27 protein-coding genes are annotated in these 21938 nt (G+C 67.4%); 13 read left to right on the forward strand and 14 right to left on the reverse strand.

The annotated features are described in order from the left end of the window. Nucleotides 1–32: 32 nt before the first annotated feature. The 4 genes from H9651_RS04230 (at nucleotide 33) to H9651_RS15110 (ending at nucleotide 2654) form a co-directional block, all read left to right on the forward strand. Nucleotides 33–662, forward strand: a complete 630-nt coding sequence (locus H9651_RS04230) for an isochorismatase family protein (RefSeq protein WP_191717843.1) — start codon at nucleotides 33–35, stop codon at nucleotides 660–662. 158 nt (nucleotides 663–820) lie between these two features. After that, a complete protein-coding gene (locus H9651_RS04235; RefSeq protein ID WP_318244752.1) occupies nucleotides 821–1762 on the forward strand; it encodes an oxygenase MpaB family protein in 942 nt (313 codons plus the stop codon). Further along, on the forward strand, nucleotides 1759–2226 hold the full coding sequence (locus H9651_RS04240) for a DUF1294 domain-containing protein (protein WP_191717844.1): 468 nt from the start codon (nucleotides 1759–1761) through the stop codon (nucleotides 2224–2226). Before H9651_RS04235 ends, H9651_RS04240 begins: the two co-directional genes overlap by 4 nt. Before the next feature lie 23 nt (nucleotides 2227–2249). Then, nucleotides 2250–2654, forward strand: coding sequence for a hypothetical protein (locus tag H9651_RS15110; protein ID WP_449843647.1), 405 nt, complete (start codon nucleotides 2250–2252; stop codon nucleotides 2652–2654). On the opposite strand, the gene H9651_RS15115 is transcribed toward H9651_RS15110, so the two are convergent. Together H9651_RS15115 and H9651_RS04250 are read right to left on the reverse strand one after the other, a co-directional pair. Then, entirely contained in the window at nucleotides 2607–2741 is a 135-nt protein-coding gene (locus tag H9651_RS15115; RefSeq protein ID WP_225216325.1) for a recombinase family protein, read from the reverse strand. The genes H9651_RS15110 and H9651_RS15115 overlap by 48 nt on opposite strands. A 143-nt stretch (nucleotides 2742–2884) precedes the next feature. Then, nucleotides 2885–3313: a hypothetical protein gene (locus H9651_RS04250; RefSeq protein WP_191717845.1), complete on the reverse strand. Its 429-nt coding sequence runs from the start codon at nucleotides 3311–3313 to the stop codon at nucleotides 2885–2887. A 152-nt stretch (nucleotides 3314–3465) separates the two neighbouring features. Here H9651_RS04250 and H9651_RS04255 point away from each other — a divergent pair, with 152 nt between their 5' ends. Together H9651_RS04255 and H9651_RS15085 are read left to right on the forward strand one after the other, a co-directional pair. Further along, nucleotides 3466–3774 (forward strand): hypothetical protein, encoded by a 309-nt coding sequence (locus tag H9651_RS04255; protein ID WP_191717846.1) that lies wholly within the window; start codon nucleotides 3466–3468, stop codon nucleotides 3772–3774. A gap of 195 nt (nucleotides 3775–3969) precedes the next feature. Then, on the forward strand, nucleotides 3970–4386 hold the full coding sequence (locus tag H9651_RS15085) for a DUF5956 family protein (protein ID WP_404802991.1): 417 nt from the start codon (nucleotides 3970–3972) through the stop codon (nucleotides 4384–4386). Between the two features lie 68 nt (nucleotides 4387–4454). Here the strand turns inward: H9651_RS15085 and H9651_RS04260 are convergent, their stop codons facing one another. The 5 genes from H9651_RS04260 to ychF form a co-directional block, all read right to left on the reverse strand. Next, the gene (locus H9651_RS04260; protein ID WP_191717847.1) at nucleotides 4455–5015 is read right to left on the reverse strand and encodes a histidine phosphatase family protein; all 561 of its coding nucleotides are present in this window, start codon (nucleotides 5013–5015) and stop codon (nucleotides 4455–4457) included. Between the two features lie 383 nt (nucleotides 5016–5398). Continuing rightward, complete coding sequence (locus H9651_RS04265) at nucleotides 5399–5860, reverse strand: hypothetical protein (RefSeq protein ID WP_191717848.1); 462 nt, start codon at nucleotides 5858–5860, stop codon at nucleotides 5399–5401. 89 nt (nucleotides 5861–5949) lie between these two features. Beyond that, nucleotides 5950–6405 (reverse strand): hypothetical protein, encoded by a 456-nt coding sequence (locus H9651_RS04270; protein ID WP_191717849.1) that lies wholly within the window; start codon nucleotides 6403–6405, stop codon nucleotides 5950–5952. 61 nt (nucleotides 6406–6466) lie between these two features. Further along, complete coding sequence (locus H9651_RS04275; RefSeq protein WP_191717850.1) at nucleotides 6467–7162, reverse strand: hypothetical protein; 696 nt, start codon at nucleotides 7160–7162, stop codon at nucleotides 6467–6469. 242 nt (nucleotides 7163–7404) lie between these two features. Then, on the reverse strand, nucleotides 7405–8475 hold the full coding sequence (gene ychF / locus H9651_RS04280; protein ID WP_191717851.1) for a redox-regulated ATPase YchF: 1071 nt from the start codon (nucleotides 8473–8475) through the stop codon (nucleotides 7405–7407). A 143-nt stretch (nucleotides 8476–8618) separates the two neighbouring features. Between ychF and H9651_RS04285 the strand changes: the two genes are divergently transcribed. After that, the gene (locus H9651_RS04285; RefSeq protein ID WP_191717852.1) at nucleotides 8619–9266 is read left to right on the forward strand and encodes an exonuclease domain-containing protein; all 648 of its coding nucleotides are present in this window, start codon (nucleotides 8619–8621) and stop codon (nucleotides 9264–9266) included. Nucleotides 9267–9309: 43 nt separating this feature from the next. After that, nucleotides 9310–10593 (forward strand): DNA recombination protein RmuC, encoded by a 1284-nt coding sequence (rmuC, locus tag H9651_RS04290; RefSeq protein WP_191717853.1) that lies wholly within the window; start codon nucleotides 9310–9312, stop codon nucleotides 10591–10593. Nucleotides 10594–10654: 61 nt separating this feature from the next. On the opposite strand, the gene H9651_RS04295 is transcribed toward rmuC, so the two are convergent. Together H9651_RS04295 and glpX are read right to left on the reverse strand one after the other, a co-directional pair. Beyond that, on the reverse strand, nucleotides 10655–10852 hold the full coding sequence (locus H9651_RS04295) for a UDP-N-acetylmuramyl pentapeptide phosphotransferase (protein ID WP_191717854.1): 198 nt from the start codon (nucleotides 10850–10852) through the stop codon (nucleotides 10655–10657). Between the two features lie 131 nt (nucleotides 10853–10983). Beyond that, nucleotides 10984–11973: a class II fructose-bisphosphatase gene (gene glpX / locus H9651_RS04300; protein WP_191717855.1), complete on the reverse strand. Its 990-nt coding sequence runs from the start codon at nucleotides 11971–11973 to the stop codon at nucleotides 10984–10986. Nucleotides 11974–12163: 190 nt separating this feature from the next. Between glpX and fbaA the strand changes: the two genes are divergently transcribed. After that, a complete protein-coding gene (gene fbaA, locus H9651_RS04305; protein ID WP_191717856.1) occupies nucleotides 12164–13195 on the forward strand; it encodes a class II fructose-bisphosphate aldolase in 1032 nt (343 codons plus the stop codon). 70 nt (nucleotides 13196–13265) lie between these two features. On the opposite strand, the gene H9651_RS04310 is transcribed toward fbaA, so the two are convergent. Continuing rightward, a complete protein-coding gene (locus H9651_RS04310) occupies nucleotides 13266–13568 on the reverse strand; it encodes a putative quinol monooxygenase (RefSeq protein ID WP_191717857.1) in 303 nt (100 codons plus the stop codon). Nucleotides 13569–13683: 115 nt separating this feature from the next. Here H9651_RS04310 and H9651_RS04315 point away from each other — a divergent pair, with 115 nt between their 5' ends. Beyond that, the gene (locus H9651_RS04315) at nucleotides 13684–14271 is read left to right on the forward strand and encodes a TetR/AcrR family transcriptional regulator (RefSeq protein ID WP_191717858.1); all 588 of its coding nucleotides are present in this window, start codon (nucleotides 13684–13686) and stop codon (nucleotides 14269–14271) included. Nucleotides 14272–14335: 64 nt separating this feature from the next. Further along, nucleotides 14336–15046, forward strand: coding sequence for an SDR family oxidoreductase (locus H9651_RS04320; protein WP_191717859.1), 711 nt, complete (start codon nucleotides 14336–14338; stop codon nucleotides 15044–15046). Between the two features lie 30 nt (nucleotides 15047–15076). Here the strand turns inward: H9651_RS04320 and H9651_RS04325 are convergent, their stop codons facing one another. Both H9651_RS04325 and H9651_RS04330 read right to left on the reverse strand, forming a co-directional pair. Beyond that, nucleotides 15077–15625 (reverse strand): MOSC domain-containing protein, encoded by a 549-nt coding sequence (locus H9651_RS04325; protein ID WP_191717860.1) that lies wholly within the window; start codon nucleotides 15623–15625, stop codon nucleotides 15077–15079. Nucleotides 15626–16009: 384 nt separating this feature from the next. After that, nucleotides 16010–17401 (reverse strand): TrkH family potassium uptake protein, encoded by a 1392-nt coding sequence (locus H9651_RS04330; RefSeq protein ID WP_191717861.1) that lies wholly within the window; start codon nucleotides 17399–17401, stop codon nucleotides 16010–16012. Nucleotides 17402–17771: 370 nt separating this feature from the next. Between H9651_RS04330 and H9651_RS04335 the strand changes: the two genes are divergently transcribed. Beyond that, nucleotides 17772–18824 carry a TerC family protein gene (locus tag H9651_RS04335; protein ID WP_191717862.1) on the forward strand — a complete coding sequence of 351 codons (1053 nt, stop codon included), beginning with the start codon at nucleotides 17772–17774 and terminating at the stop codon, nucleotides 18822–18824. A gap of 139 nt (nucleotides 18825–18963) precedes the next feature. Here H9651_RS04335 and H9651_RS04340 read toward each other — a convergent pair whose 3' ends face one another. Both H9651_RS04340 and H9651_RS04345 read right to left on the reverse strand, forming a co-directional pair. Continuing rightward, nucleotides 18964–19521, reverse strand: coding sequence for a DUF6264 family protein (locus H9651_RS04340; protein WP_191717863.1), 558 nt, complete (start codon nucleotides 19519–19521; stop codon nucleotides 18964–18966). Next, on the reverse strand, nucleotides 19518–20552 hold the full coding sequence (locus H9651_RS04345; RefSeq protein WP_191717983.1) for a 4-hydroxy-3-methylbut-2-enyl diphosphate reductase: 1035 nt from the start codon (nucleotides 20550–20552) through the stop codon (nucleotides 19518–19520). The genes H9651_RS04340 and H9651_RS04345 overlap by 4 nt, the downstream gene beginning before the upstream one ends. Nucleotides 20553–20638: 86 nt before the next feature. Here H9651_RS04345 and xseA point away from each other — a divergent pair, with 86 nt between their 5' ends. Continuing rightward, nucleotides 20639–21937: an exodeoxyribonuclease VII large subunit gene (xseA, locus tag H9651_RS04350; protein WP_191717864.1), complete on the forward strand. Its 1299-nt coding sequence runs from the start codon at nucleotides 20639–20641 to the stop codon at nucleotides 21935–21937. Nucleotide 21938: the final 1 nt, after the last annotated feature.

Raw genomic sequence — 21938 nt, forward strand, 5'->3', positions numbered from 1 at the left:
CTGAATCCCCATCCCCGAAACGGAGACACACCATGTCCGCACCGCGCAGAGCCCTGATCATCATCGACGCCCAGCAGGAGTACTTCGATGGACTCCTGCCGATCCAGTACCCCGACCGCGAGCAGTCCATCGCACGCATCCGTACCGCGATGGACGCGGCCGAAGCAGCAGGCATCCCGCTCGTGGTGGTTCAGCACGAACTGCCCGCCGAGGCGCCGGTCTTCGCCGTCGGATCCGCCACCCACCAGAACCACCCGGCGGTCGCGGACCGCGAGGCTCGTGCAGCCAAGCTGGTGGGCAAGCAGTTCGCGAGCGTCTTCGCAGGAACGGAGCTCGATGCCTGGCTGCGAGAGCAGGGCATCGACACGGTCACCCTCGCCGGGTACATGACCAACAACTGCATCCTCGCGTCCGCCGCCGACGCCGAGCCGCGCGGCTTCGCTGTCGAGGTCCTCTCCGACGCCACCGGAGCAATCGACCTGGCGAACGAGGCCGGCAGCGCCGCTGCTCGTAACGTGCACGAGACCGTCATGGCCCTGCTCCACTCGAACTGGGCCGCGGTCGCCGACACCGCCACCTGGACGGCCGCTCTGCAGTCCGGTGAAGCGCTCCCCCAGAGCGACCTGGTCTCCTCCGCGGCACAGGGACGCGCGAGCGCCTGACCCGAGGCTTGCCCAGCGACCGAAGGTGCCCGTCCCGAATTCGGGCGGGCACCTTCGGCCGTGACACGCGCATTGCGGCAGGCCGGAGCGCCGCTGCCGTTCAGGCGACCTTCAACGGCGTGCGCCCTGCCCTCGCTGAGCCGTGCCACGCTGGAACCGTGACTCGACTTCCCTTGCGCGCGCGGCTCCTTTCGGCGCTGGCGGGCGATCCGGATGGCACGCCCTCCTGGGTGCGGGCTCTGGCTGACGGCGACGATCGCGGCTATTTCGCCGACGGCGGCGCAGCCTGGACGGTGCACGCCGGCACGGCGACGTTCGTCGCCGGCATCCGCGCTCTGCTCATCCAGGCACTGCACCCGGGCGCGATGGCCGGTGTCCATGACTTCTCGCGCTATCGGGAGGATCCCATCGGACGCCTCACGGGCACGGTGCGCTGGATCATCTGCGTGACCTACGGCTCGACCGAGCAGGCGCAGGCCGAAACGGCGCGCGTGGGTCGTCTTCATCAAAGGGTCTCCGGCACCTACAAGACGGATGCCGGACCCCGCACGTATTCGGCGTCGGACGCCTCGCTGGTGGAGTGGGTGCATCTCGCCTTCACCGAGGCATTCCTCGGCGCCCACCAACTGTGGGGCGGCCCGATCCCGGGCGGAGCCGACGCCTACGTGCGCGAATGGGCGCAGGCCGGTCGGCTGATGCGCGTCCCCGATCCCCCCGAGACCGAGGCCGACCTGAGGTCGCGGATGGACGCGTACATCGAGCGCGGTGAGCTCGTCCACGATGAGCGTGTCGCGGAAGTGGTTCAGTTCCTCCGTGACGTCCCCTTCACCGGATCAATGCGGCTCGCCTATCGCGTGCTGTTCGCCGCCGCCGTCGCGAGCCTCCCCCGGCAGTACCGCAAGATGCTCGGTCTGAGACGAACCCCGCTGCCCGTCATCACCGCAACGCGGATCGTGCTCGCCATCTCGTCCAAGGCCCTCGGATCGGGTCCACGAGCCCACGACTTCGCCCGACAACGACACCAGCGCTTACAGGACACCGGGATTGCCGATGGCCCTCGACTTCCAGCCGACGGGTCGGCATCTAGGATCGGCGAGTGACCACCGGATACCATCCATCCCGCCCCGCCGACGGTCGCCCGCGCGATCTCTCGCGACCTCTGCCGTCGGCGGTGAGCTGGACTGTGTTGTGCGCATTCGTGGTCGTGTTCTCGGTCGCGTTCGTCGTGCTCGACCTCCCCATGTGGATGCCGGTGCTGTACAGCGTCCTGAGCATCGTCGCGTTCGCGTGCTACGGGATCGATAGGGCTGCGGCGCGACGTAACCGGCAACGAATCTCGGAGCAGACGCTGGTCATGCTCGGGCTCTTCGGCGGCTGGCCGGGCGCACTCATCGCGCAGCAGGTGTTCCGACACAAGACCCGCAAACGCTCCTTCCGCCGCGCGTTCTGGGGCTCAGTCGTGATCAATGTCGCCGCGCTCGCGGGACTTGTCACCTATGCCACACTCAACGACGTCAGCCTCGAGCTCCAGCTCGGGACCCTGTGGTCGCAGTTGGTTGGCTGACCCGCGCCAGCGACCGATGTGTCATGCGGCTGGCCGAGCCCGCGGCGACGCTGCAACTCGAGTTCGCTGCGTCATCGATCGCTTCGGCTGCTTACCCTCCACGTGGCCCTCGCGCGGCGGACTGCCATCCCTTTTTTCGCGCGCATGCTGATCCGGTCACGCTCGAATCCCGCGACCAGCGCGAGCACGTTAAAGCGCAGCCGACCCACAGGGTCGGCTGGGTAGCTTCTGCTCCCGCCGAGACTGAGGGCGGCGCCTTTCTTCGTCGATTCCTAGGCAATGTCGCGCCCCCCCCGCACTGGCTGGGTAAGCCGGCAGAGTTTCGCCACGACGAGGGTGTCGCGTTCTCTGACGGCGGCGAGCGCCTCGCGCAATCCGGGTCACGCCCGGTTCGTGCCGGTGAGGCCGTGATCGACGCAGATGTGTGAAGCGAGGACTCCCAGTCGCAGCAGCGCATCCCGCTGCGATGTGAGGCCTTGATCCGCGGTGGACACTCTGGCGTAGCCAATCTGCATTCAATTCATCCAGCCGAGCGTCCCAATCGAACCAGACCCACGCGCTCGGGTTGGCTCTTCTAGCGGGCGACGAACGGTTGAGAACGAAGCCGCGCGACACGATCCTGCGCCGTTCTAACGGTGTTGCACGGGCCTCTGTGTTGCTAGCGCAACGCGTCCTCATACGCGGCCAGCCACACGCCACAGGTCATGCGGCGAGCGTGAGCGGCGAAGGCGAGCTTCGCGAACCAGCCTCCGAGGATGACACTGCCGATGGCGAAGGCCCAGGCGATCGCAACTCCGAACTCCGACAGGGTGGTCACGGAGCTGACGAGAATTGCGACCGCGGCGAGGAGCACCGCGACGACAGCAGATGGGGTCTCGGCACCGTTCAAGCTGTGTGCGCGGAGGGTGCCGAGTACGGCGAGGCGCACATTCGGAGATCCCTTGGTGCCTTCGACGAATGCGGCAATGCGGTCAACGGTCAACATTTCGTCGGGCCCGTGAGGTAGGTACTGTTTCGCCTCGTACAGCACTCGATCGTTCACATAGGGCACCGCCGATGAGACCAACTGTGATTGCGATTTTGACATCTCCTTAGCATCCACGGGCGCACCGACATTGATGAACTGTCATCGGCGCGCCATTGCCGACCGCTTTGAGGGGACGTGCCGTGCGCAGAGGGGCAACGCCCGCGAGCGGGGCAAAGCGCGCAACGTGGTACACGGCACACGATGATGAGCACATGGATGCTGCGACTCGACAAACTGCCCAGACCCTGATCGACTTCTACGCCGGCTTCGCGGCGAGCGACGACGAGGCGGAGCAACGTGCCGCCTTCGAGACTTCACTGGCGACGCTGAACGAGGGCGATGCGCTGATCGCGACGATGGAGGAGGACGGCGAGCTAACGCTTGATTTCACGCGCCTTCTGCTGGCGTCGGGAGTAGCGGTTCAGTGGCTAATGCAGCGTCTTCGAGTCCCCACAGGCAAGTCGACGGAAGCACTCACTTTCGAGTTGCGGACGTTCATTGACGCCCTCGCCGACGACTGACGGCCTGCCAGTGCGATCCGCTATCGCGCATCTGGATGAGACGACGTGCGCAGGATGATCACGCTCAGGCAGATGCGAGCCTGTCGGACTGGTCGAGCAGGAGAACGATGGCGTTCACCACGTGAAGAAGAGGGCAAAGATCGTGAATCATGAAACGAACAAGGATCGTCAACACGATCCACTGAACGGCAGCCGCTGGGAAGAGATGCCGAGCACCCCTCCCCGGGAGGGCACTCCGATGGAGCTCGGCCCACGCCTGCCAGACTCTCTGATCGCCTACATCGCCGGCCCTCAGCATGTGCAGCGAGTGCCCGCCAGTTCCAAGACGTCGTCGAATGGGTCGACAATGAGCCGCCGGTCACTCGGCGTCCAAACGAAACCGAGATAGCCGAGATGCAGGAGAGCCTCGCGAGCTTCCTGGCTGAGTTCGATATCCTCGCGCCCCCAGCGGGCGACGAGTGGCGGCTGTACCTGCCACCCGGAGTATCTGAGAGCGACATCTGCGCAGCAGTCAACGGCCCAGAAGTCCGTCATAAGTCAGAAGCGAGCGCCCCAGAAGTCCGCGCGGATCTGCGCGTCCAGCTTGCGCGAGCCCTCGGGCCATTGGAGTGAGCCCTCCGCGCCGGATCGTGGGCGCTGAAGCAGAACTCCACCGCGTCGCCGCCTACGCTGTGAGTCGTTCATGGCCCCCGCCCGTTGAATGAGCGAAGCACAATCTGCTTCGAGCAGTCGATCCGGGTCACCCCGGCGTTGTCAGAGTTGAGCCTGGTCCACAGCGGCTGCGGGCATTGGAGTACGCGCTGAACCATGGCGCCGATGACGAAATTGTGAGTCACGGCGATGATCGCTCCGCGCCTTCGCGCGATCTGCGTCAGGTCGCGGAGCGCCGCCTCGATCGCGACCCCGTCCGGATCTCGTTCAGCTTCGGGCACTTGTTCCAGCCACTGCAACAGGAGGTCTGTGTATCCCTCTCGCCTCTCGTCGGATGGCACCGGCGTCCGGTCGTTCAGCAGTTCTGACGCGATGATTTCGGCACCGGAGTTCGCACGATGGATAGCAGAGGCGGTACTAGAGGCACGCCGACGAGGGCTGTGAAGGATCGCAGCGACGTCCACCCCGATGAACCGCTCAGCGAGTCGGCGAGCCTGTTCCTCTCCTGCTGAGCTCAGCTCTGGGTCGTCTTCATCCACGCTGAGCGCCTCGGCGTGGCGCACGAGAAAGACTGTCGCGGTTTTACTCATGGTCACAGCGTAGGAACTTCCGCCCGACGGCAGGAGTTACACGGTTGCTACAGGATGTTTACCCCGCGTCGCATCCGGGTCTGCCGCACCGATAGGTGACGGTTTGTAGTCACGCCGCGAGGGCGACGTCGGGGTCTCCCGCGCCGGACGTACGCCGCGCGGAGCGTCGCGTGTGGGGCTATCAGTCCGAAGGTCGCAATGAGCCTGACCTCTCCGACTGGCATCTCAGCTCTCGCTTGGTCGGCGAGGTCACCTTCACCACGGGTGAGAGCCGCTGGTATGGACCTAACGGACAGGTCGAGGAGCTGCCGCCGAAGCCAGCTGAGGGAAGCTAGTTCGATCCCACCAAATACCTAGCTGTGGCGGAACTCCACAGTGGTACGTCAGACCTTCGGCCTTCCGCGATGATCACGACGGCCGGTTGCCTTCTGACCGCTATCAAGGCTGAGCCGGAAGTTGAATCTATCCGGAAGATCGACAGCCTCGATGCCGAGCTCATTCCGAACGCTAGACCGTAGCGCCACGATCACGGGCACAAGCGACGCCCCTCGACCCTCAACGAAGTTCCGCTGAAAACGCTCGGTCGCATCGATCTCGGCTTGGCCGCCCGAGAGCATGATGTCCGCCAGCGCCGACTCAACGTTGCTGCGCATGTCATCCCCGAGAATGTCTCGCTCCGAGGCGTCGATGCGCTTCCGATAAGCGTCCAGCAGGAATGCGACCCGCTGTGTGCGCCGGGCGACGAGAGATTCCCGACGCAGCGGAAGCCGATGCACAACCAAGCCACCGACGACCGCGGCGACCAGCACAGACGCCAGCGAGATCAGTGGTTCCCACCAGTTCACTCTTCCCCCTCCCCAATGCCCAACTGTGGCGGAACTCCCCCACGTCCCGAGTCGCATTACGGTAGCCGTGGCGCCCGAAGGCGCGGCGGTCAATCCTCTTCTACCTTGTAGAGACTCTGCGAACCTCCCACGAGTACAAACACAGCGACGAGGAATGACCACAGCCAGAAAAGCACCCACACCACCGCCGCACCGGGACCGGTAATCGCTTGGGCCCATGTCACCAATCCGAACGAGATTGCTCCCCCGACCAGCGACACGAAAATGATCGCGGCGAGATTTGCGCCATTCAACTTTCGCGCGTGACGCTTAGCCAGCTTTTCGACCTCTGAGTCGAGTAGTTCATCCAGACGATCAGCGGCACTGGAGCCATCCGATAGTAGTGGGCGAAGCTGGGCGAGCCGACGGACCCGCCGGTAGAACCGCCCACCTGCCTCCCTCGCGCGCATGGGGCCGATTACGCCCAGAAACACCGGAACGACCACGGCGCTGAGAACAGCGGCGTTTTCACGGAGCCAGGCCATCATCGCCGCAAACCAATCCATGGCTATTTTGACCGGCCAGATGTCGTTCCGAAGCGGACCTTATCGTCCTGCTCACGAACGATCACTCGTCATCCTCCACGGCCAAGCCTTGCAGACGCTGCAAGTACCCAGCACCAGACGCGGGAACGACATCAAACCACGTGAAGGGATGACGAGCATCGAGCACGGCAGGCACGAGCGGGTGGCCCGTCATGACCAGAACCTCCCATTCATCCCACTGACAGATGTCATCAAACCAGTCACTGACAGAGTCCCAGTCTTCGTCACCGATGCTGTAGGAGTCCTCCGACTCGTCGGCTGCGCGCGCCATGATCGACTCAAATATTTCGGGCATGTCAGACAAGTAGGCTTCTGCCTCGCGCAAAGCTGCGGCGATGAGCAACTCATCAATGTACGCCCCGGGCCGATTGAATGGCAGAATCCCGCGCTGGATCTCATGCGAGATTGCGTAACAGCGATCCCGAGTTGACTGCACCCACGCACGGTTACCGTCGATGCGAAACAGGGCTCGGCGATCGAAATGCACGAAAGGACCAATTTCATGCATTGGCTCTCTAGGGTCGTCTACCCACGACCGCAGATCACCATCGGCCCACATGTCCAACGTCAACGCAATCGCATACGCCTGGCGAGGGGTCAGTGACGGATGCTCGCCCCACGCGCCCTCGAACGCCGCAACAATCTCGGCGAGCGCGGGCGAAAGGTCCGGTGCCTCGGCGAGTACGCGCTCACAAGCCTGCCTCGTCCGAGTGCTCACGGAGTCGGGGTTCTCTTCCCACCGTCGCCATGTGGCGAGACTTACCCCCGCCTTTGCAGCAGCCGCGGCTTGACTAAGAGCTAGCTCACCCCGGCGATGGACTCTTCTGTTCATGCTCGCCACACTATTGAGTACTCAATGAGCAGTCAACTGCGTGGTAGTACCTCAAGGGAACCTCCATCCTCCGACTGACCCGCGCGGGCCAGCGCAGACGACGGACAAGCCGTGCTGGAGAGAACTGCCTAACTGTGGCGGAACTCCACGACGTCGCCGTCCTGCATGACGTACTCCTTGCCCTCGAGCCGCGCCTTGCCCTTGGCGCGGGCCTCCAGCACGGAGCCCGTCTCGATCAGGTCGTCGAACGAAATGACCTCGGCCTTGATGAAGCCCTTCTCGAAGTCGGTGTGGATCACACCGGCCGCCTGCGGCGCCTTCGCTCCCTTGGGGATCGTCCAGGCGCGCGCCTCCTTCGGACCCGCCGTCAGGTAGGTCTGCAGGCCCAGCGTGTCGAAGCCGATGCGCGCGAGCTGGTCGAGGCCCGACTCGTCCTGACCGGTGGATGCCAGCAGCTCGGCGGCATCCTCGGGGTCGAGGTCGATCAGCTCGGACTCGATCTTGGCGTCGAGGAACACGGCGTGCGCCGGGGCGACCAGAGCTTCGAGCTCGGCCTTGCGCGCGGCATCCGTCAACACCGATTCGTCCACGTTGAAGACGTAGATGTAGGGCTTCGCCGTCAGCAGGCCCAGTTCGCGGATCGGCGCAAGATCGATGCCCGACTGCGAGAGCAGGATGCCGCGCTCCAGCGCATCCTTCGCCGCCACTGCGGTCTCGACGGTCGCCGGGTCGGCCTTCTTGCCCTTGACCTCTTTCTCGAGTCGCGGGATCGCCTTCTCGAGGGTCTGCAGGTCGGCGAGCATCAGCTCGGCGTTGATCGTCTCGAGGTCGTTCTTGGGGTTGATGGCACCCTCGACGTGCACGACGTCCTCGTCGACGAAGCCGCGCACCACCTGGGCGATCGCGTCGGCCTCGCGGATGTTGGCGAGGAACTGGTTGCCCAGCCCCTCCCCCTCGCTCGCGCCGCGCACGATGCCGGCGATGTCGACGAACGACACCGTCGCGGGCAGGATCCGCTCGGAGTGGAACACCTCGGCGAGCTTCTCGAGCCGCGGATCGGGCAGACTCACCACGCCGACGTTCGGCTCGATCGTTGCGAAGGGATAGTTCGCCGCGAGCACGTTGTTCTTGGTCAGTGCGTTGAAGAGGGTGGACTTGCCGACGTTGGGCAGTCCGACGATTCCGATGGTAAGAGCCACGGGCATCGAGTCTACGCGGGGCCCGGCGAGACCACCGACCGTGCGGCTCCGACGAACGCTGCGGTGGTGCGTGGTGCGACCGATTCGTGCGAGCGCGGCGCGCCTTGCCCTGCCCCGGCGAACCTCCGGGTGAGGCTGGAGGCGTGCCTTTGGACTTCACCGCGATCGACTTCGAGACGGCGAACTCCTCCAGCGCCTCAGCCTGCGCCGTCGGCCTCACGCGGGTACGCGGCGGCGAAGTCGTCGCCACCGCCGGCTGGCTCATCCAGCCGCCGCCGGGCCATGACCGCTTCTTCAGCATCAACACCGGCATCCACGGCATTCGCGCTGAAGACGTCGTCGACGCCAAGACCTGGTCGGCCCAGCTCGTCGACATCGCCGCGTTCGTCGGCGACGACGTGCTCGTCGCCCACAACGCCGGCTTCGACATGACCGTGCTGCGTCGCGCGTGCGAGGTCACCGCCGACGCCTGCCCGCCGTACCGCTACGTCTGCAGCCTGCAGGTCGCGCGCAAGACCTACGAGCTCGACTCCTACCGCCTGCCTTCTGTGGCCGCCGCGGTGGGGTTCCTCGACTTCCCCCACCACGACGCCACCGCCGATGCCCTCGCGTGCGCGCACATCATGATCGACGCCGCCGCGCGGGCGGGTGTCGACGAGATCACCGACCTGGCCGCCGCGCTGGGCCTGCGGGTCGGGCAGATCCCGACGCCCGAGCCCGTGCCCTCGTTCCCGGTGGCGGAGGTCCCCGCGGCGGGCGCGGCCGCGGTGGCCGTCGTCGCCGTCGCCTGAGCGTCGCACCCCCGATGTCGGTGCCCGGTGGCACGCTGTGACCATGGATGCCGCAACCCTCTTCCTTCTGCTTGCCGCCCTCATCGTGGGTGTGCTGGCTGGCTGGTTCGCGGGGTCCGCGCGGGCGAGCGAGCGAGGCGCACGTGAGCGTGCCGCGCTCGTCGAGCGCGCCGCCACCGCTGAGACGGCACGCGACACCCTGTCGGCCCAGCTCGAGCAGCAGCGCACCCTGCAACGGGAGCTGAGTCTGCAGGCCCGCGCCGAGCAGGCGATGCGCGACGAACGCGAGCGCCGCGAACAGTCGGTGCTGCGCGCCCTCGCCCCCGTGCAGGAGTCGCTGTCGTCGATGCAGCAGAAGGTCGAGGAGCTCGAACGCGACCGGCAGCTGCAGTACGGGTCGCTGGCCGAGCAGCTGCGCCGCGCGCAGGAGTCCGACGAGGCACTGCGTTCCACCACCGAGTCCCTCGCCGGGGCACTCCGTTCCAACGCCACGCGCGGGGTGTGGGGTGAGACGCAGCTGCGGCGCATCGTCGAGTCGGCGGGCCTCACCCGCTACGTCGACTTCGATCTGCAGGCGTCGATCACCTCGGATGCCGGGGCGGGCCGTCCCGACATGATCATCCGCCTGCCCGGCGGCAAGGCACTGGCGCTCGACGCGAAGGTGCCGCTCGACGCCTACCTCGAAGCCAGCACCATCCCCGAGACGGCGCAGGGTGAGGAGGGCGCGCGCCGCAGCGCGCTGCTCGACAAGCATGTCAAAGCCGTACGCGCGCACGTCGACGCGCTCGCGAAGAAGGCCTACTGGGCGGGCCTCGACGCCAGCCCCGAATTCGTCATCTGCTTCGTGCCGAGCGAGTCACTGCTGTCCGCCGCTCTCGCACAGGATCCGTCGCTGCTCGACCACGCGTTCGGCAAGCGGGTAGCCATGGCGTCCCCGGTCAACCTGTGGGCCGTCCTCAAGACCGTCGCCTACACGTGGACGCAGCAAGACGTCTCCCAGGAGGCGCGCGAGCTGCTCACCCTCGGCACACAGCTGTACGAACGTCTCGGCTCTCTCACCGGGCACGCCGACGATCTGCGCCGTGCGATCGAGCGCACCGTCGACACCTACAACAAGCTCATCGGATCGCTCGAAAGTCGCGTACTCGTCACGGCGCGCCGCTTCCCCGGGGTCGACGAGACCAAGCTCGATGCCGTGACGGCACCGGCGGCCATCACCAGCGCACCGCGACGGCTCACCGCGGCGGAGTTCGTCGCCGACGACGCGACGCTCACCGCCGATCTCGGCGCGGTGCGGGAACGCGTCGCGACAGAGGGCGACGCCTGATCAACCGATCTGCGGCGACGCGCGCACGGCGGCGCGAACGCCACCACTGAAGCCCTGCGCGTCAGAAACCGCCGGGAACGAGCGTCATCAGGCCGATGATGCCGACCGATACGCCGAGGAACGCGCCGATCATCCACCACGCACTCACCTGGTGACCCTCGGGCGTGCGGCGGCGGAACAGAACATCTGGGCGACGTGCCGGGTCGGTCGATACGACGACCGGCTGCGTGACCGGGCGGCCATGTGCCTGAGTGCTCATACGGGGATCCCCTCGGGACTCGGAACGATGAAGTGCATCGTCTTCGACACCGGAACCCATTGTGCCAGACCCCACGCCGGGAGAACGGTCACAGCACGATCACGACTGCGTCTGCGCGGTGTAATCCCTGATCAGAGCCACTTCGAGGTGAGGTGCTCGGAGTTGATGCGGCGCAGGGTCCCCGACGCGCTGCGGATGACGACCGACTCGCTGTAGACGAACCCACCCTCCCGGCGCACGCCCGCGACCAGCTCGCCGTTGGTCACGCCCGTCGCGACGAAGATCGTGTTCTTGCCACGCACCAGATCGTCGGCCTCGTAGACCTCGCCGTCGACCTTGAGCCCGGCATCGGCGCCCTTCTGCTTCTCGTCGTCATCCCGCGGCCACAGGCGACCCTGGATGTGACCACCGAGCGCCTTGATGGCGCAGGCCGTGACGATGCCCTCCGGGCTGCCGCCGATGCCGACGCACATGTCGGTGCGGGCGTTGTGGCGGGCGGCGTTGATGCCGCCGGCGACGTCGCCGTCGCTCATCAGTCGGGTTCCGGCCCCGGCTTCGCGGATCTGATCGATCAGATCGTCGTGACGCGGGCGGTGCAGCACCGACACCACGATCTCGTCGACCGGTTTGCCCAGCGCCTTGGCAAGCAACCGGATGTTCTCGCCGATCGGGAGCCGGATGTCGACGACCCCCACCCCGGCGGGGCCGGTGACGAGCTTGTCCATGTAGAACACGCTCGATGCGTCGAGCATGGTGCCCCGGTCCGACACGGCCAGCACCGACAGCGCGTTGTTGCGGCCGGCAGCCGTCAGCGACGTGCCGTCGATCGGGTCGACGGCCACGTCGCACTGCGGGCCGCGTCCGGTGCCGACGTTCTCACCGTTGAACAGCATGGGGGCGTTGTCCTTCTCACCCTCACCGATCACGATCACGCCGTCGAAGTTCACCGTGGACAGGAACGCGCGCATCGCGTCGACCGCGGCGCCGTCGGCGAGCTCCTTCTGGCCTCGGCCGATGAAGGGCACCGAGCGGATCGCGGCCGCCTCGGTCGCGCGCACCAACTCCAGCGCCAGGTTGCGATCGGGGTGCAAGGGGCTCATATCCGCGGTCAGACTCACCATGCGCGCAAGCCTACGTGCGCCCCTCTGTCGCCACCGGGTTGTTTCACCCCGCGCCAAGCGAAGGAATCGCACTTCTTTCGCTGTGGATATGTGCACCGGCGTGGCGAATTCGCACGGCCACCCCCCGGACCGAGCGAGACCCCCTTCGCTAGAGTGGAATCTGAACACCCGCCGACTCATAGGAGCAGACATGCCCGTCGCAACCCCCGACCAGTACGCCGAGATGCTGGACCGCGCGAAGTCCGGCGGCTTCGCATACCCGGCCATCAACGCCGCCAGCTCGCAGTCGATCAACGCCGTGCTGCAGGGCCTGACCGAAGCCGGCTCCGACGGCATCATCCAGGTCACCACCGGCGGTGCCGACTACTTCGCCGGCCACACCGTCAAGGGCCGTGCCACCGGCGCGATCGCCATGGCGAAGTTCGTCACCGAGGTGGCGAAGAACTACCCCATCACCGTGGCCCTGCACACCGACCACTGCCCCCAGCCTGCGCTGGAGAACTTCCTGCTTCCGCTCGTCGCGGCATCCGAAGAAGAGGTCAAGGCCGGCCGCAACCCCATCTTCCAGTCCCACATGTGGGACGGCTCCGCGGTGCCGCTGGCGGAGAACATCGAGATCGCCAAGCAGCTCCTGCCGCGCATGAAGAACATCAACGCCATCCTCGAGGTCGAGATCGGTGTCGTCGGCGGCGAAGAAGACGGCGTCAAGCACGAGGGCACCAACGACGCCCTGTACACCACCACCGGTGACGTCGCCCAGGTCGTCGAGGCGCTCGGTCTCGGCGACGCCGGCCGCTGGATCGCCGCGCTCACCTTCGGCAACGTGCACGGCGTGTACAAGCCGGGCAACGTCAAGCTCAAGCCCGAGCTGCTGGGTGAGATCCAGGAGGGCATCGCCGCCAAGTTCGGCACCGGCCCCAAGCCGCTGGACCTCGTCTTCCACGGCGGCAGCGGCTCGACCCCCGAAGAGATCGCCCTCGCGGTGTCCAACGGCGTGGTCAAGATGAACATCGACACCGACACGCAGTACGCCTTCACGCGCTCGGTCGCCGGCTTCATGTTCCAGAACTACGACGGCGTCCTGAAGATCGACGGCGAGGTGGGCAACAAGAAGGCCTACGACCCCCGCGCCTGGGGCAAGGTCGCTGAGACGGCGATGGCCGCCCGCGTCGTCGAGGCCACGCAGCAGCTCGGCTCGGCCGGCAAGTCTCTCGCAGCCTGACACCACTCAGCCGCGCAAACGGAACGCCCCGACCACACAGGTCGGGGCGTTCCGCGTCTCACGGTGGGCGTCAGAACTGCAGCCGCGAGTGGAAGACGCGGAACGTCGGGGGGCCGGCCACGATCTCGCCGAGGTGGGTCCTGCCTTCCGGAGTTCCTCGCCACGCGGAGTATGCGTCGTAGGCCGCCCTGCTCTCCCAGCGGGTGATCATGACGAGGTGGTCAGGCCGGGAGTCCTCCGCAACGACCTCGGTGCCCCGGTTGCCGGGGAAGGCCCGAGTGGCGGGCAGGTCCCGGAGGAAGACGGCGTCGATATCGTTCACGCCGGCGCGCAGCGGGATGTCCATCATCACGGTGACGGGAGTGGCAGTCATGGGTTTCTCCTTGTGGACTCGGATCCGATGCCGGGTCTATATGTGACAAGACTGTATCAATTTGATCTTTATCCGCGACCTGCGTGTTACGGTTATTGGACGAGGGAGACAGTCCATGGCAAAAGCCTTACGAGCAGACGCGGAACGCAGCGTCCAGCAGATCCTGCGCGCAGCCGAAAAGGTGCTCGCAGTGAATCCGAACGCCTCCGTGGAGCAGATCGCCGAGGCGGCGGGACTGACCAGGACCACGGTGCACCGCCGGTTCGCCAGCAGACAGGCGATCCTGGATGCCTTGGCGATCGCCGCCAAGAGCGAGCTCGCCGACGCGATCGCCGATGCCCATCCCGATGCTGCTCCCCCCTTCGTCGCGGTCCACCGGGTCACCGCAGCCGTACTCGAATGCAAGAGCCGGTGGCGCTTCACCCTCGGCAACCCGCTCGCCGACACCAGCGCGGCGATGGAGATCTGGGACGAGATCAACGCCGGGACTCTCACGCTGCTCCAGCGTGTGCAGGATGCCGGGTACATCGCACCTGACGCCTCCCTGACCTGGGTGCGCCAGGTGTACTACGCCCTCATGCGAGAAGCGATCGATGCGTGCCCGCCTGCTGCGGAGATCGACGCCGTCGCGCTGGCGACCCTCGTGATCGACACTCTGCTGCACGGCGTCGGCGGCGCCCCGGCCGATGCCGCCCCTCGATAGCCCCGCGGCGCCCACACACTTCGCAGACCCCCACCCGACAGCATCCAGAAGGAACCCCATCACGATGGTCACCATTGACAACAGCGTCGTCCTCGTCACCGGCGCGAACGGCGGACTCGGCACGGAGTTCGTCCGCCAGGCCCTGTCGTCAGGCGCCTCGCGCGTCTACGCAGCCGCCCGCAATCCGCGCGAGTGGGATGACTCCCGCGTGATCCCACTCGTCTTGGACGTCACGGACCCCGCGTCGATCGCTGCGGCCGCCACGGCAGCCGGCGACGTCACGATCCTGGTGAACAACGCCGGCCTCTACCGTGGCCAGTCGCTGATCGACGGCCCCGAAGACGAACTGCGCCAGTCCATGGAGACGAACCTGTTCGGACCGGTGGCGATGACACGCGCCTTCGCCCCGGCGCTTCGCGCCGCCGAGTCCGCAGGCGTGGTCAACGTCGCATCGGTGATCAGCTGGCTGCCCACCGCGAACTCCTACAGCGTCTCCAAGGCCGCCCTCTCGTCGGCCACCAACGTGCTGCGGCTCGACCTCGCCGCCAGTGGCGTGCACGTGCTGGGTGCGTACCTTGCCTACACCCGCACCCCGATGACGCAGGGCATGACCGGTCAGCTGAACGAGCCGGCCGACGTCGTGCGCGACATCTACGAGGGGCTGAGCAACGGCGCCGACGAGGTGCTCGCGGACGAGATATCGCGTCAGGTGCGCGCGGGACTGTCAGCGCCTATCGCCGACCTGCTCGCGGCGGTCTCGGGAAACGCAGGCTGACCGGGCCGCCCACGGCGTCACGCCGCCGGGTCAGGGGCCACGGAAGACATCGATGATGGTCGGTGCGCCCGGCTCGGCGGCGAGCACGTCGATGGGATCGCCCGCGCGCACGGGGCCGCTCTTGACGACCCGCAGGTAGGGTCCGAGGCGCTGGGCGTCGGCGAACCGCTTCACCCAGCCCCGCTCGTCCGCTCCCCCGACCCACCGCGCAAACGTCTGACAGGGGGTGCGGGGCATGGTCACTTCGAGAACCACGGTCTCGCCCACCCGCCACCGCTCGCCGATGCGCGCCGCGTTGACATCCATGCCGGTGGTCCGCAGGTTCTCGCCGAAGAATCCGGGGTCGAGTGGACGTCCGAGCTCGCCCTCCCAGTACTCGGCGTCTTCCTGCGCGTACGCGTAGACGGCTTTGTCGAGGCCGCCGTGATGCTTGCGACTCGCCTGCACGTCGGCATAGACGCCGTACGGTCCGATGCGCACCGGCCCGTCGATCGGACGCTTGTCGATCGCCGTCACGCCGACCGCGCCCGCGTCGGGACGGAGGGCGTGCACGGAGCAGACGGCGATCAGGCGCGGCATCCGCTCAGCCTACGGTCATCGCCTCCACCCGTGCGGCCGCCGCCCGCTGCGAGCTGCGACCTGCGACCTGCGAGCTGCGAGCTGCTCGAGTGTCACTAGCGCACGGTCGCGCGCCGCGGCATCCGCCCTTCGCGACACCGGAACGGCGCTGCGCGGCGCCCCGCGGGGCGGCCTCCCGCGGGGTGGCGTGCCGCGGGGCGGCCTCCCGCGGGGTGGCGTCCCGCGGGGCGGGCGGTTCGTGTGTCGCGTCCGCACAGTCGGCCGCGGCAGCACCCGCCATTCGCGACACCGGAACGGCCCCGCGCCGGGGTGGGACGGACCGCGCGGTCACCCGCAGAGCGTGCGACGCGGGGCCTCCCTGCGGCAGGGTCACTAGGGCGGAACTCACCCGATGATCGGCCGCTCGGTGGCGTAGGTGTAGAGCACGTTCTTGTGGCGGATCGCGAGCGCCGATGCCAGCCCGATGGGGCCGATCCGCCCGGCCAGCATGAGCACCGACAGCACCATCTTTCCGAAGGTGTCGAGTTCGGCCGACAGGCCCACGGAAAGCCCGCAGGTCGCGAAGGCGGAGATCACCTCGAAGAGGATGCGGTCGAGGGGCGCGTCGTGGGTGAGGGTGATCAGTGTCGTCGCGGCGAGGACGAGCGTTGCGCCGAGGAAGGTGACGCTGATGGCGACACGCAGGCTGCTGTCGGGAATCGTGCGTCGCGCCACGCGGACGTCTTTCGTGCCGCGTGCCTCAGCGACGATCGCGAGGAAGAGGATCGCGAGGGTCGTCACCTTGATGCCACCAGCGGTGGACGCTGACCCACCCCCGATGAACATCAGCGCGTCGCTGAGAAGCAGCGTGGTGGTGGTGGATGCCGCGGTGTCGGTGATGGCGAAGCCGCCGGAGCGCATCATCGTCGAGGCGAACAGCCCGTTGAAGATCTTCTCCCCCACATTCATCTCACCGATGGTGTCGACGTTGCCCCACTCCGACGCGGTCCATGCGGTCGCGCCGACCACGAGTAGGAGCAGCGTCGTGGACAAGGTGAGTTTGGTGTGCAGAGTCCAGTGGGCTCGGTCCCACCGGTTCTTGATGAGGTTCAAGAACACCGGAAACCCGAATGAACCGACGAAGACGCCGACGGCGATGGGGACGAGAACGAAGAGATTGCCCTCGAAGACGGCGAGCCCTCCGACGTGCGTCGTGAAGCCGGCGTTGTTGAACGCCGACACCGCGTAGAACAGCGCATGCCACAGCCCGATCGCCCAACCTTCGGCCGCGATGAAGGGCGGGGCGAGGAGGAGGGCGAGCACCCCTTGGATGGTGAGGGTCGTTCCGACCACGATCCCCAGCAGGCGCCGCACCTCCCCGAGCTCGGGGGCGCCGATGTTCTGCTGAGCGAAGATCCGACCGCCGAGCCCCAACCGGCGCGTGACCGCCCGGGCGAGGAAGAGCGCGATCGTGATGACGCCCAGTCCGCCGACTTCGATGGCGACGAGGATGACGCCGAGCCCGAACGGTGACCACGCCGTCGCCGTCTCGATCGTGGTGAGGCCGGTGACCGTGATCGCGGATACGGCGGTGAAGATGGCGTCCGCCACCGGGACGGGCCGCCCATCGGCAGCAGCGATCGGCAGCGCGAGCAGACCGGAGAACAAGACGGCCGCGGCGACGAAGATCGCCACTGACGCCTGAGCCGCGGAGCGACGAATCGCCTGGTCGATGGCGCGCCACACCGATTTCACTCGGCTGCGGCGTTGCCGGTGATCGTCTTGCGCGCTCGTCATGTCTGCCTTCCGGGGATGGGGTGACCAGCACCACGTCTCGCGTGGCCCGCCGACCAGACTTCCCGGCTCACCTCGATTCAACGTAGTGGAGCGCGACAGCAGTCGACAGGTATCCCTGATACGCGCAACGTCAGCGCTTGCGCTCCATGCTGTGCAGTTGCCGCCCCCGGCGCGACACGTTTGCACAGCATCTGCCCAGCCGATACTCGGCCGGGCCGACTTGACCCGGATCGGCCGTGTGCTGTTCCATGAAGCGAGAAGGGGAGTAATCCCGCTTCCGTATCGTCACTACGATCCCGCCGAGGGATCCGGTACGGAGGGGCCGCTGAGGCCGATGAGACCTTCACGAGAGATCGTGGAGGTCTTTGTCATGAATGTGCCGTTGTGGACCTGGTTCGCTGTCCTGGGAGTGATCCTGGTGATGCTCGCGGTCGACCTGATCGCTCATCGCCATGCGCACGTGATCGGGGTGCGGGAGGCCGCGGCCTGGTCGATCGTCTGGGTCGCCCTGGGAGTGGCATTCGGGGTGCTGGTGTGGTCGGTGTGGGGGGCGGAGTTCGGGCAGCAATACTTCGCCGGCTACCTCATCGAGAAGTCTCTCGCGGTGGACAACGTCTTCGTCTGGGCGATCATCTTCGCCGCCTTCGCGGTACCGCGGCAGTACCAGCATCGGGTGCTTTTCCTCGGCGTGGTGGGCGCGCTGATCTTCCGAGGCATCTTCATCGCTGCGGGCGCCGCACTCATCGCGAACTTCTCCTGGGTTCTGTATCTGTTCGCCGCGTTCCTGATCTACACCGGGTGGCGCATGTTCCGCTCCCGCAACGATCACGTCCACCCCGAGAAGTCGAAGGTCCTGAAATTGTTCCGTCGGTTCGTGCCGATGACCGACGCCTACCACGGGCAGAGGTTCCTGATCCGCCGAGCCGGGATCGTGGTGGCCACACCGCTGCTGGCCGTGCTGGTGCTGGTGGAGCTGACCGACATCGTCTTCGCGGTCGACTCCATCCCGGCGATCTTCGCCGTCACCAGTGAGCCCTTCCTGGTGTTCACCGCCAACGCCTTCGCGATCCTCGGGCTCCGCGCGATGTACTTCCTCCTGGCCGACCTGATCCACCGCTTCGTGTACCTCAAGGTCGGACTCGCGTTCGTGCTGATCTGGGTGGGCATCAAGATGATGCTCCTCGACGTCTTCTACATTCCCACCACCGTCAGCCTGGCCGTGGTGGCCACGATCATCACGGTGTCGATCGTCTGGAGCCTCCGCGCCACGCGCGGGCAGGGCCGGCGAGAAGTCGTGACCGAAGCCGCCGGCGCCTTCCGCATCGCCACCGACGAGGAGCTCGCCGACGCCGAGACGCTGTTCCCGCGGCGGCCGCGCACGCGCGCGCGTCGCGTGCCGCGTTCGCACAATCGTCCGCGGTGACACTAGCCATTCGTGACACCGGAGCAGCCCCGCGCGGGGCGGGGACGGCCCCGCGGCGGGCGGGAACGGCGCCGCGCGGGGCTCGGGGCGGGAACGGCCCGGCGCGGGGTTCCCGGCGGCGCGGGAACGGCCCGGGCGGTCACCCGCCGAGCGTGCGCTGCAGGGCCTCCCATGCGGCAGGGTCGCTCATGATGAGGACCACCATGAGCGTGCCCGAGAAGAAGTTGAACACGATGCCGCCGACCAGCGGAATCCACCAGGTCAGCCGGCGCGCGGCCAGGCTCCGCCACGACAGCCACGCCGTGAGCAGCCAGCCGACCACGATCACCGCGGCACCGGCGATGCCCCAACCGCGCAACCCGGCCGGATCCGACATGACGGCGTCGACACCCAGGGTCTGGAAGAGCGTCTGGGCGAACGCCGCGACGTCGATCATCTGCGGTGCCGACACGAGCACGGTCAGCAGCCCGTAACCGAGCAGCACGAAAGTGATGATGCGGTCGGCGGTGCGCGTCGGGCGTGCCGCCGAGGTGGTCGCCGGGGCTACCGGGCCGCTGTAGGCGGGCGCCACGGTCTCGGGGGCGACCCCGGCCGACAGGGCGTCGGTGGCGTACGGGTGTGCGATGCGTGCCCGCTGCTCCTCGGGTGTCGCGTACTCGCCGTACTGCGGGCGCGGTCGCGGTTCGGCCTCGCTCATGGGCGTACCCGGCCGCCCAGGGCACGGTCGTCGCGCTTGCCGGAGGAATCCTGGCGCAGCTCCTTGGGCAGCGAGAAGATGAGGTCTTCCTCGGCCGTGCGCACCTCCTGCACGTCGCGGTAACCCGCGCCGGCGAGGTCCTCGAGCACCTCCTGCACGAGCACCTCCGGCACCGAGGCGCCGCTGGTGACCCCGACCGTCTCGACACCGTCGAGCCATTCCTGCTTGATCTCGTGGGCGTAGTCGACCCGGTACGCCGCCTTCGCGCCGTACTCGAGGGCGACTTCCACCAGCCGCACGCTGTTGGACGAGTTCGCCGAGCCGACGACGATCACCAGATCCGCGCCGACGGCGACCTTCTTGATGGCCACCTGACGGTTCTGGGTGGCATAGCAGATGTCATCCGACGGCGGATCCTGCAGCTCGGGGAACCGCTCGCGCAGTCGCCGCACCGTCTCCATGGTCTCGTCGACCGAGAGCGTCGTCTGCGAGAGCCAGACGACCTTCGACGGGTCGCGCACCTCGACGCTGTCCGCGTGCGCGGGCGAGTTGACGACGGTGACGTGATCGGGGGCCTCGCCGGCGGTGCCCTCGACCTCTTCGTGACCGTCGTGACCGATCAGCAGGATCTCGAAGTCGTCGCGTGCGAAACGCACCGCCTCGCGGTGCACCTTCGTCACCAGCGGGCAGGTCGCGTCGATCGCCTGGAGATCGCGATCGGATGCCGCAGCCACCACGGCCGGCGACACACCGTGCGCGCTGAAGACGACGTGCGACCCCGGGGGGACCTCGTCGACCTCTTCGACGAAGATCGCGCCCTTCTCCTCGAGCTCGGTCACGACGTGGATGTTGTGCACGATCTGCTTGCGCACGTACACCGGCGCCCCGTAGCGTTCCAGCGCCTTCTCCACAGCGATGACGGCGCGGTCCACTCCCGCGCAGTAACCACGCGGGGCGGCCAGCAGGACCCGCTTGTGTCCGGCCACCGGCTTATCCTGGAGAAGGCCACGCCGCCCCGGGATACGAGGCATGGGCAGTCGAATGGCTGAGGTGCTCACCCCTTGAGTCTAGGAGCCGGTGGCTGAGCATCGGCCGGTCACCGCGAGGGAAGAGACATATGACCACGTTCGAACCCGCGCCGGGGCAGGTACCACCCGCCGATGCCGTGCATCCCGGGTCGTCGACACCCGAGGCTCCGACCTCGGTTTCGCGCCTCAACGAGACCATCCGCGACTTCGTGCAGAAATGGGGCGCGGTGTGGGTCGAGGGCGAGATCACGTCGTGGAACGTGCGCGGCGGCAACGTGTTCGGCCGTTTGAAGGATCTCTCCTCCGACGCCTCGCTGTCGTTTCGGCTCTGGTCGTCGACCCGCCAGCGCATCCCCGCCGACCTGAAGTCCGGCGACCACGTCGTGGCGTGCGTCAAGAGCGAGTTCTACGTCAAGACCGGCGACTTCAGCTTCATCGTCTCCGGCATGAAGCACGTGGGCCTCGGCGAGCAGCTCGCCCAGCTCGAGCGCCTGCGAGTCAAGCTGCGCACCGAGGGGCTCTTCGATGCGTCCCGCAAGCGGCCCCTGCCCTTCCTGCCGCATCGCATCGGGCTCATCACCGGTGAGCGCAGCGACGCCGAGAAGGACGTGCACCGCAACGCAGAGCTGCGCTGGCCGGCGGTCAGCTTCCGCACCGTGCACGTCGCCGTGCAGGGCGAGCGGTGCGCACCCGAGACGATCGCCGCACTGCAGACGCTCGACGCCGACCCCGATGTCGACGTCATCGTGATCGCGCGCGGGGGCGGCGACCCGCAGACCCTCCTCGGCTTCAGCGACGAGAAGCTGCTGCGCGCCGTGGCCGCGGCATCGACCCCGGTCGTCAGCGCCATCGGGCACGAGAACGACCATCCGCTGCTCGACGACGTGGCGGACCTGCGCGCCTCCACCCCCACCGACGCAGCCAAACGCATCGTCCCCGATGTGGCCGAGCAGCGCGCACTGGTGCGCCAGCTGCGCTCGCGCGCCGGCTCCCGCCTCACCCAGCGGGTCGGGCACGACATCGCCCAGCTGCAGCAGCTGCGCTCGCGCCCCGTGCTGCGCGACCCCGAGACCATGCTCACCACCCGCGCGCAGGAGGTCTGGTTCCACGCCTCCCGCGGCCGGGACATCGTCGACCGTCGGGTGGATGCCGCGATGCGCACGACCGCAGAGCTGCGCGCGTCGCTGCGCGCCCTCTCCCCCGCCGCCACTCTGTCCCGCGGCTACGCCATCGCGCATCTGGCCGACGGCGTGATCGTGCGCGACGCGGCACAGGCGCCGGCGGGCGCCGGCGTGACCGTGACGGTCGGGCGCGGCTCCTTCACCGCCGAGTCGCAGGGCGAAACCGCGGAGTCCGCCGCGGCAGGGCTGCCGGAAGGGGCGATCTAAG

Source organism: Microbacterium pullorum, from assembly GCF_014836535.1.
GTDB lineage: Bacteria > Actinomycetota > Actinomycetes > Actinomycetales > Microbacteriaceae > Microbacterium > Microbacterium pullorum.